The 9,714-nt window shown below is 60.0% G+C and carries 10 protein-coding genes and 3 tRNA genes; 12 read left to right on the forward strand and 1 reads right to left on the reverse strand.

Going from position 1 to position 9,714, the window contains the following annotated elements; genetic code table 11:
* The 12 genes from truA to AC1DH9_RS13110 all read left to right on the forward strand — a co-directional run.
* Positions 1-673, forward strand: a 673-nt coding sequence (truA, locus tag AC1DH9_RS13055; protein WP_477808264.1) for a tRNA pseudouridine(38-40) synthase TruA, incomplete at its 5' end; no start/stop codon positions are given.
* A 63-nt stretch (positions 674-736) separates the two neighbouring features.
* Positions 737-1,360, forward strand: a complete 624-nt coding sequence (locus AC1DH9_RS13060) for a phosphoribosylanthranilate isomerase (protein ID WP_427546072.1) — start codon at positions 737-739, stop codon at positions 1,358-1,360.
* 219 nt (positions 1,361-1,579) lie between these two features.
* Positions 1,580-2,500 carry an acetyl-CoA carboxylase, carboxyltransferase subunit beta gene (accD, locus tag AC1DH9_RS13065; protein WP_123425734.1) on the forward strand — a complete coding sequence of 307 codons (921 nt, stop codon included), beginning with the start codon at positions 1,580-1,582 and terminating at the stop codon, positions 2,498-2,500.
* Positions 2,497-3,804, forward strand: a complete 1,308-nt coding sequence (gene folC, locus AC1DH9_RS13070; RefSeq protein WP_477808265.1) for a bifunctional tetrahydrofolate synthase/dihydrofolate synthase — start codon at positions 2,497-2,499, stop codon at positions 3,802-3,804. Before accD ends, folC begins: the two co-directional genes overlap by 4 nt.
* Positions 3,788-4,444: an SPOR domain-containing protein gene (locus AC1DH9_RS13075; protein WP_427531009.1), complete on the forward strand. Its 657-nt coding sequence runs from the start codon at positions 3,788-3,790 to the stop codon at positions 4,442-4,444. Before folC ends, AC1DH9_RS13075 begins: the two co-directional genes overlap by 17 nt.
* A 98-nt stretch (positions 4,445-4,542) precedes the next feature.
* Positions 4,543-5,103 carry a CvpA family protein gene (locus tag AC1DH9_RS13080; RefSeq protein WP_054596631.1) on the forward strand — a complete coding sequence of 187 codons (561 nt, stop codon included), beginning with the start codon at positions 4,543-4,545 and terminating at the stop codon, positions 5,101-5,103.
* Between the two features lie 41 nt (positions 5,104-5,144).
* Positions 5,145-6,650: an amidophosphoribosyltransferase gene (gene purF, locus AC1DH9_RS13085; RefSeq protein ID WP_477808266.1), complete on the forward strand. Its 1,506-nt coding sequence runs from the start codon at positions 5,145-5,147 to the stop codon at positions 6,648-6,650.
* A 66-nt stretch (positions 6,651-6,716) separates the two neighbouring features.
* Positions 6,717-7,928 carry an O-succinylhomoserine sulfhydrylase gene (locus AC1DH9_RS13090; protein WP_427546068.1) on the forward strand — a complete coding sequence of 404 codons (1,212 nt, stop codon included), beginning with the start codon at positions 6,717-6,719 and terminating at the stop codon, positions 7,926-7,928.
* Positions 7,925-8,701 carry an SDR family oxidoreductase gene (locus tag AC1DH9_RS13095; RefSeq protein WP_427546066.1) on the forward strand — a complete coding sequence of 259 codons (777 nt, stop codon included), beginning with the start codon at positions 7,925-7,927 and terminating at the stop codon, positions 8,699-8,701. The genes AC1DH9_RS13090 and AC1DH9_RS13095 overlap by 4 nt, the downstream gene beginning before the upstream one ends.
* 160 nt (positions 8,702-8,861) lie before the next feature.
* Positions 8,862-8,937 (forward strand) — tRNA-Val (locus tag AC1DH9_RS13100).
* Positions 8,938-8,991: 54 nt separating this feature from the next.
* A tRNA-Asp gene (locus tag AC1DH9_RS13105) sits at positions 8,992-9,068 on the forward strand.
* A 95-nt stretch (positions 9,069-9,163) separates the two neighbouring features.
* Positions 9,164-9,240, forward strand: a tRNA-Asp gene (locus tag AC1DH9_RS13110).
* A 194-nt stretch (positions 9,241-9,434) separates the two neighbouring features.
* On the opposite strand, the gene AC1DH9_RS13115 is transcribed toward AC1DH9_RS13110, so the two are convergent.
* The coding region (locus tag AC1DH9_RS13115) for an FAD-dependent oxidoreductase (protein WP_477808267.1) at positions 9,435-9,714 on the reverse strand (280 nt) is incomplete at its 5' end.

The following is a 9,714-nucleotide window of genomic DNA, read 5'->3' on the forward strand; positions in this document are numbered from 1 at the left end:
GCACTGCGCAGGTCGCACCGACGCCGGCGTGCATGCCTGTGGCCAAGTGGTGCATTTCGATACGCAAGTCGACCGCTCGTTGAAGGCCTGGGTCATGGGCGCCAACATCAACTTGCCCCACGACATCAGTGTCAGTTGGGCCAAGGTCATGCCGGCGCACTTTCATGCGCGTTTCAAGGCGATTGCCCGGCGTTATCGGTATGTGATCTACAACGATCAGATCCGCCCGGCGCACCTCAACGAAGAGGTCACCTGGAATCACCGGCCGCTGGATGTCCAGCGCATGGCCGACGCGGCGCAGCATCTGATCGGTACCCACGACTTCAGCGCTTTTCGCGCCGGACAGTGTCAGGCCAAGTCGCCGATCAAGGAAATCCATCACCTGCGCGTCACCCGGCACGGCAAGATGATCGTGCTGGATATCCGCGCCAGTGCGTTCCTGCATCACATGGTGCGCAATATCGCCGGCGTGCTGATGACCATCGGTGCCGGTGAGCGTCCCGTGGAGTGGGCCAAGGAAGTGCTGGAAAGCCGGGTTCGCCGTACCGGTGGTGTCACGGCCCATCCATTCGGGCTGTATCTGGTGCAGGTCGAGTACCGCGACGAGTTCGAATTGCCCGAGCGCTACATTGGCCCGCACTTCCTGACCGGCTTCTCGGAACTTGACGGCTGACGCCCTCGAATGCATTTGCTACCATCCGGGACTTTCCCGGATTTGCCCTGAGGTTCAAACGACATGTCAGCCGTTCGCAGCAAAATTTGTGGGATTACCCGCATTGAAGATGCGTTGGCGGCGGTTGATGCCGGGGCGGACGCAATCGGTCTGGTGTTTTATGCCAAAAGCCCGCGGGCGGTAACGGTGCAGCAGGCCCGCGCGATCATCGCCGCGTTGCCGCCATTCGTGACCACGGTGGGCTTGTTCGTCAACGCCAGCCGCTGCGAACTCGGTGAGATTCTCGACGCGGTGCCGCTGGACCTGTTGCAGTTCCACGGCGACGAAACCCCGGCCGATTGCGAGGGTTACCATCGGCCGTACATCAAGGCATTGCGGGTCAAGGCGGGCGACGACATCGCTGCCAGTTGCAATCTTTACGCTAAAGCCAGCGGCATTTTGCTCGATACCTATGTCGAAGGTGTTCCCGGTGGAACTGGCGAGGCCTTTGACTGGTCACTGATACCGCAAGGTTTGAGCAAGCCGATCATCCTGGCAGGCGGGCTGTCGGCGGCCAATGTCGCCGAGGCCATTGCCCGGGTTCACCCGTACGCGGTGGATGTCAGCGGTGGGGTAGAGCAGAGCAAGGGCATCAAGGATCACGCGAAGATTCGCGCGTTTATACAGGCAGTGCGCACTAGCGTGTAGTCGATGTGACGGCTGGCAGTCTGCCGCCGTCCATTGCACTGTTACGAAACAGGTGTACTGCATAAGGCAGGCATGGCTGAGGGTTGTTGGGTTGTACGAAGGTCAGTCTTGCTGGCCCGGCTATCCACCGATCATCGCCGCACACATGAATTTAGCTCAAGGGCATACGCGGGGCTGCGAACCAGAGCGTTCGAGCCGCCGGTACTGGAGAAAGAAAGCATGAGCAACTGGTTAGTAGACAAACTGATCCCTTCGATCATGCGTTCCGAGGTGAAGAAAAGCTCGGTGCCTGAAGGCCTGTGGCACAAGTGCCCGTCCTGCGAGGCGGTGTTGTATCGTCCAGAGCTGGAAAAGACCCTGGATGTTTGCCCCAAGTGCAACCACCACATGCGCATCGGCGCACGTGCACGGATCGACATTTTCCTGGATGCCGAAGGCCGTGCCGAACTGGGCGCTGACCTGGAGCCGGTTGACCGTCTGAAATTCCGCGACGGCAAGAAGTACAAGGATCGCCTGACCGCTGCGCAGAAGCAGACCGGTGAAAAAGACGCACTGATCTCCATGAGCGGTACCCTGCTGGGCATGCCGGTGGTGGTATCGGCGTTCGAGTTCTCCTTCATGGGCGGTTCGATGGGTGCGATCGTCGGCGAGCGCTTCGTGCGTGCGGCCAACTACGCGCTGGAAAACCGTTGCCCGATGATCTGCTTCGCCGCTTCCGGCGGTGCGCGGATGCAGGAAGCGCTGATCTCGCTGATGCAAATGGCCAAGACCTCCGCGGTACTGGCGCGTCTGCGCGAAGAAGGCATTCCGTTCATCTCCGTGCTGACCGACCCGGTCTACGGCGGTGTTTCCGCCAGTCTGGCGATGCTCGGCGACGTGATCGTCGGCGAGCCGAAAGCCCTGATCGGCTTCGCCGGTCCGCGCGTTATCGAGCAGACCGTGCGTGAAAAACTGCCGGAAGGCTTCCAGCGCAGCGAATTCCTGCTGGAACACGGTGCAATCGACATGATCATTGCGCGTCAGGAACTGCGCCCGCGTCTGGGTAACCTGCTGGCACAACTGATGGGCCTGCCGACGCCTGAGTTCGTGGCTGCGCCAGTCGAGGCCGTCGTGGTTCCGCCGGTGCCTGCAAACCTATGACCGAACGTACCCTTGGCGACTGGCTCGCCTACCTTGAGCAGCTGCATCCGTCAGCCATCGACATGGGGCTTGCGCGCTCGCAAGAGGTAGCGTCCCGGATGGGATTGGGCAAGCCGGCGCCTCGGGTGATCACGGTCACCGGCACCAACGGCAAAGGATCTACCTGTGCGTTCGTGGCGTCATTGCTGCGGGCGCAAGGGCTCAAGGTCGGTGTCTACAATTCTCCACACCTGCTGCGTTACAACGAGCGGGTGCAGATCAATGGCGTCGAAGCCACTGATGCGCAGTTGTGCGAAGCCTTTGCGGCAATCGACGCAGGGCGCGGTGAAATTTCCCTGACGTACTTCGAAGTGGGCACTCTGGCGGCGTTCTGGCTGTTTCAGCGTGCAGGTCTGGRTGCGGTGGTGCTGGAAGTCGGCCTCGGCGGACGCCTGGATACCGTCAATCTGGTGGATGCCGATGTCGCGCTGGTCACCAGCATTGGTGTTGACCACGCCGATTATCTTGGCAATACCCGCGAATCCGTTGCCTTCGAAAAGGCTGGCATTTTCCGTCAGGGCGCGCCTGCGCTCTGTGGTGACCTCAATCCGCCTCAACCCCTGCTGGATAAAGTGCGCGAGCTCGATTGCCCGTTCTTCCTGCGGGGTCGTGATTTTGATTTGGGCATTACCGAGCAGAACTGGCAGTGGCGGGGTGTCGATCTGCAAGGGCGTGCAATAGAGCTGCACGACTTGCCGTTGCTTGATCTGCCGATGGAAAACGCCGCGCTGGCGTTGCAGGCTTATGCGCTGCTGGGTTTGCCATGGCAGGCCGAGCAAATTGTCGCTGCATTGAAGGCGACGAAAGTGGTCGGGCGTCTGGATCGCCGCCAGTTCAATTGGCACGGCAAGCGCCTGAACCTGATGMTGGATGTGGGGCATAACCCGCATGCGGCCGAGTATCTGGCCCAGCGTTTGGCTCGCCGGCCAATAGCAGGTCGACGGTTGGCGGTATTTGGTTTGTTGGCTGACAAGGATCTCGATGGAGTTGTCAGCGAATTGAGTGGTAGTGTCCAGCATTGGGCTGTCGCCCCGCTCGATTCTGCGCGCGCACGTCCGGTTGCGGATTTGCAGTCTGCGTTGCAGAACCTCGGGGCGTCAGTAACATCCTATGCAAGTGTCGCCGATGCCCTGGAAGGGCAGTGCGCGCTGGCAACGGCGGAAGATGAAATTCTGCTGTTCGGATCATTTTATTGTGTTGCCGAGGCCCTCGAATGGTTGGCTCGGCGCTCCACGGAGGAAGCTGCACATGGCTTTGCTGGATAACGCGTACAAGCAGCGGATGGTTGGGGCTCTGGTTCTGGTGGCATTGGCGGTAATTTTCTTGCCAATGCTGTTTTCCCGGGAAGACGAGCAGCGCCAGGTGGTGGTTCATGCCCCGGCTGCACCTCAAGCCCCGGCAATGCCGCAGGTACAGGTCGAACCCGTGGTGGTGCCGGAGCCGCAAGCGTTGCCGCAGGAGCCGGTTCCAAGCGATGAAGAGATTACTGCCGAGCAAGCACCGTCCAAGCCGGTTGCCCCCAGCGCTCCCATCGCACCAGCTCCAGTTGTCGCCAAGCCGGTAACGCCACCGCCTGCACCCAAACCGGCAGCAGCACCGGCGCAACCGATCGCTGCGGCGCCGAGCAAGCCTGACACCAGTCAGAGTCGCGTCGACGCCAATGGCCTGTCGGTCAGTTGGTCGGTGCAGTTGGCCAGCCTGTCGAGCCGTGAAAGTGCCGAAAGCTTGCAGAAAACCCTGCGTAGCCAGGGTTACAACGCCTACATCCGTACCGCCGATGGCAAGAACCGGGTGTTTGTCGGGCCGTTGATCGAGCGTGCAGAGGCTGATCGCCTGCGTGACCTGCTGGGTCGGCAGCAGAACCTCAAGGGCTTTGTCGTTCGCTTTCAGCCTGAACGCGGCTAACGCTAACTGACTGATTTCAAATGCACTTGCAATCGCAGCTTACCGACAGCCATAGGCTCTGCTAAAATGCGCCGCCTTATCCGTCTGTAGGCTGCACTGTGCCATTTACCTGGGTTGACTGGGCGATCGTCGCGATCGTCGCCATCTCCGCTTTGATCAGTCTGAGCCGCGGCTTCGTCAAGGAAGCCTTATCGCTGCTGACCTGGATCATCGCAGGAGCCGTTGCCTGGATGTTTGGTGGCTCACTGTCCGAGTACCTCACCGGATACATCGAAACACCGTCGGCTCGCGTGATCGCGGGCTGTGCCATCATCTTTGTCGCTACCTTAATTGTGGGCGCAATGATCAATTACCTTATCAGCGAACTGGTTCGTGTCACCGGCCTGTCCGGGACCGATCGTTTTCTTGGCATGGCCTTCGGCGCGGCGCGTGGCGCGCTGCTGGTGGTCACCGCCGTCGGGCTCTTGAGTCTGGGCCCGGTACAGCAGGATAAGTGGTGGCAGGAGTCAAGGCTCGTGCCACAATTTCTATTGGTTGCAGACTGGTCCAAAAACCTCATATTAGGGTGGAGCAGTCAGTGGCTGGCCAGCGGTATCAGCGTACCCGCTGACATACCGTTCAAGGAGCACCTCTTGCCGACGGCCAAAACGCCGCAGTGAGATGTGTTCAGTTCAGTTTCATTAAGTAGGGGTTGCGTCGCATGTGTGGCATCGTCGGTATCGTCGGTAAGTCGAACGTCAATCAGGCGCTGTATGACGCGCTAACCGTCCTCCAGCACCGCGGCCAGGACGCTGCCGGTATCGTGACCAGCCATGATGGCCGGTTATTCCTGCGCAAGGACAACGGTCTGGTTCGTGACGTTTTTCATCAGCGTCACATGCAGCGCCTGGTCGGTCACATGGGCATTGGCCATGTGCGTTATCCGACTGCAGGCAGCTCGACTTCGGCCGAAGCTCAACCGTTTTACGTCAACTCGCCGTATGGCATCACCCTGGCGCACAACGGTAACCTGACCAACGTTGAACAGCTGGCCAAGGAGATTTACGAATCTGACCTGCGCCACGTCAACACCAACTCCGATTCGGAAGTGCTGCTTAACGTGTTCGCTCACGAACTGGCCCAGCGCGGCAAGTTGCAGCCAACCGAAGAAGACGTGTTTGCGGCCGTCACCGACGTGCACAACCGTTGCGTGGGTGGTTACGCGGTCGTGGCGATGGTGACCGGTTACGGCATCGTCGGTTTCCGTGACCCGCACGGTATCCGCCCGATCGTCTTCGGCCAGCGTCATACCGACGAAGGCGTCGAATACATGATCGCCTCCGAAAGCGTTTCCCTGGACGTGCTCGGTTTCACCCTGATTCGCGACCTCGCGCCRGGCGAAGCGGTCTACATCACTGAAGACGGCAAGCTGCACACCCGTCAGTGCGCGACCAATCCATCGCTGACTCCATGCATCTTCGAGCACGTCTACCTGGCGCGTCCGGATTCGATCATCGACGGCGTTTCGGTTTACAAGGCTCGCCTGCGCATGGGTGAGAAACTCGCCGAGAAGATTCTGCGCGAGCGTCCAGAGCACGACATCGACGTGGYCATTCCGATTCCGGATACCAGCCGCACTGCAGCGCTGGAGCTGGCGAACCACCTGGGCGTGAAGTTCCGCGAAGGCTTCGTGAAGAACCGCTACATCGGTCGGACCTTCATCATGCCGGGCCAGGCTGCACGGAAAAAATCCGTACGCCAGAAGCTCAACGCCATCGAACTGGAATTCCGCGGCAAGAACGTGATGCTGGTGGACGACTCGATCGTTCGCGGTACCACCTGCAAGCAGATCATCCAGATGGCGCGCGAAGCTGGCGCCAAAAACGTCTACTTCTGCTCGGCAGCGCCGGCTGTGCGTTACCCGAACGTGTACGGCATCGATATGCCGAGTGCCCACGAGCTGATCGCCCACAATCGTACGACTCAGGACGTGGCTGATCTGATCGGCGCTGACTGGCTCATCTATCAGGACCTGCCTGACTTGATCGAAGCGGTCGGCGGCGGCAAGATCAAGATCGAGAACTTCGATTGCGCGGTGTTCGACGGCAAGTACGTCACCGGCGACGTCGACGAGGCTTACCTGAACAAGATCGAGCAGGCACGTAACGATGCCTCCAAGGTCAAGACACAGGCAGTCAGTGCGATCATCGATCTGTACAACAACTGAGTTTCTACCGGCCCTGAGGGGCCGGTTTTGTATCTACCCATAAAGAACAAGGCAAGGAGTGACAGCATGAGTCAGGAGTGGGATGCCGGTCGGCTGGACAGCGACCTCGATGGCGTAGCGTTCGATACCCTGGCCGTACGCGCCGGTCAGCACCGTACGCCGGAAGGCGAACACGGTGATCCGATGTTCTTCACTTCAAGCTACGTGTTCCGTACCGCTGCCGATGCGGCGGCACGCTTCGCTGGCGAAGTGCCGGGCAACGTTTACTCGCGCTACACCAACCCGACCGTTCGCTCGTTCGAAGAGCGGATTGCCGCTCTTGAGGGTGCCGAGCAGGCCGTGGCAACGGCTACCGGCATGGCGGCGATCCTGGCGGTGGTGATGAGCCTGTGCAGTGCTGGCGATCATGTGCTGGTCTCGCGCAGCGTGTTCGGCTCGACCATCAGCCTGTTCGAAAAGTACTTCAAGCGTTTTGGCATCGAAGTCGATTACGTGCCCCTGGCTGAGCTTTCCGGCTGGGATGCGGCGATCAAGGCCAACACCAAGTTGCTGTTCGTCGAATCGCCGTCCAATCCGCTGGCCGAGCTGGTGGACATTGCTGCGTTGTCGAAAATCGCTCACGCCAAGGGCGCGATGCTGGTGGTCGACAACTGCTTCTGCACGCCAGCCTTGCAGCAGCCGCTGAAGCTCGGTGCAGACGTGGTCGTGCATTCGGCTACCAAGTTCATCGACGGCCAGGGCCGTTGCATGGGCGGCGTAGTGGCTGGTCGCAGTGAACAGATGAAAGAGATCGTCGGCTTCCTGCGTACCGCCGGGCCGACCTTGAGCCCGTTCAACGCCTGGATCTTCCTCAAGGGGCTGGAAACGTTGAGCCTGCGCATGAAGGCGCACTGCGCCAATGCCCAGCAACTGGCCGAGTGGCTGGAGCAGCAGGACGGCATCGAGAAAGTCCACTACGCCGGCCTCAAGAGCCATCCGCAGCATGAGTTGGCCCTGCGTCAGCAGAAGGGTTTTGGCGCCGTGGTGAGTTTTGAAGTCAAGGGTGGCAAAGACGGCGCCTGGCGCTTTATCGATGCCACGCGTTTGATTTCGATCACCGCCAACCTCGGTGACAGCAAGACCACCATTACTCATCCGAGCACCACCTCTCACGGTCGCCTGGCGCCGCAAGAGCGTGAAGCGGCGGGGATTCGCGACAGCTTGATCCGCATTGCGGTCGGCCTCGAAGACGTGGCTGACCTGCAAGCGGATCTGGCGCGCGGGCTGGCTGCCTTGTGATCGAGTTGTCCACGCCTGCAAGTGGCGCTAATGGGCGGGTTGCACTGGTCACCGGTGCTGCGCGTGGCATAGGTCTGGGGATTGCAGCCTGGCTGGTCAGCGAAGGCTGGCAGGTAGTGCTGACCGATCTGGACCGTGCGCGCGGCTCGAAAGTTGCCAAGGTGCTGGGTGACAACGCCTGCTTCATCGGCATGGACGTGGCCGATGAACAGCAGGTGGCTCATGGCGTCGCCGAGGTGCTTGGGCAATTCGGTCGCATCGACGCACTGGTGTGTAATGCGGCCGTCGCCGATCCGCACAACATCACGCTGGAAAGCCTCGATCTGGCGTACTGGAATCGGGTGTTGGCAGTGAATCTCAGTGGGCCGATGCTGCTGGCCAAGCACTGTGCGCCTTACTTGCGTGCTCACAGCGGCGCCATCGTCAATCTGGCCTCGACCCGGGCGGCGCAGTCGGAGCCGGATACCGAGGCTTACGCGGCGAGCAAGGGCGGTTTGCTGGCATTGACTCACGCCTTGGCCATCAGCCTGGGGCCAGAGATTCGGGTCAATGCGGTCAGCCCTGGCTGGATCGATACGCGTGATCCAGCGACGCGACGTGCCGAACCGCTGAGTGATGCAGATCATGCTCAGCATCCGGCGGGCAGGGTAGGGACCGTCGAGGATGTGGCGGCGATGGTGGCCTGGCTGCTGTCGAAGAATGCCGGGTTTGTCACGGGCCAGGAGTTTGTGGTCGACGGTGGCATGACCAAGAAAATGATTTATAGCGATTAACCGAGGTGCCGGGGCTGCGGTGGATGGGGCTTGAGGTTGAGGGTGTCGCTGATTGGCGCCCGGGAAGATGACATGATTTTGTCTTTTTCAGAAAAACTTCAAGCAGGCTATTGACTTAGCTTCGGTATCTGCGTAAATTTCGCGGCCTCAGAGAAGCAAAGGGTGATTAGCTCAGCTGGGAGAGCGTCTGCCTTACAAGCAGAATGTCGGCGGTTCGATCCCGTCATCACCCACCACTTCTTGAGTCTTGCGAAAGCAGGAAGGAAGCTGTAAAAAGCCTCCACCGACGCGCAGCGGTAGTTCAGTCGGTTAGAATACCGGCCTGTCACGCCGGGGGTCGCGGGTTCGAGTCCCGTCCGCTGCGCCATATTTTCCAGATCGGGTTTTCCCGGTTTGAGATTGAAAAGCTTGCAAGCTCTTCAGTCCGACAAAGGTTCACACAGACGCAAGTCTGAGCGATACGCAGCGGTAGTTCAGTCGGTTAGAATACCGGCCTGTCACGCCGGGGGTCGCGGGTTCGAGTCCCGTCCGCTGCGCCATATCTGCCTCAAGGCCCACTGAACGCCTTGAAGCACGAAGAGAGTCACTGGCTACTTCGAATCGATAGCAAAGACCCTGGTCGAAAGACCGGGGTTTTTTGTTTCCGGGATTTGGCTTTCGCTATTTCAGGGTGACGCTTGAGTTCATTTCAAAAAAAACCGCCAATTGGCGGTTTTTTTGTGAGCGCTATAAATCAGAAATCGAACTTGTCTCGCAGGCCGTAATACCAGGCGCCCAGTGCCGCAAACGGTGTACGCAACAACTGGCCGCCCGGGAAAGGGTAGTGTGGCAGGTCGGCAAAGGCGTCAAAACGCTCCGCTTGGCCACGCAAGGCTTCGGCCAGGACTTTGCCTGCCAGGTGCGTGTAAGTCACGCCATGGCCGCTACAGCCCTGGGAGTAATAGATGTTGTCGCCCAGGCGTCCGACCTGCGGCAAGCGCGACAAGGTCAGCAGGAAATTGCCAGTCCAGGCG

Source organism: Pseudomonas sp. 05T35 (assembly GCF_056396605.1).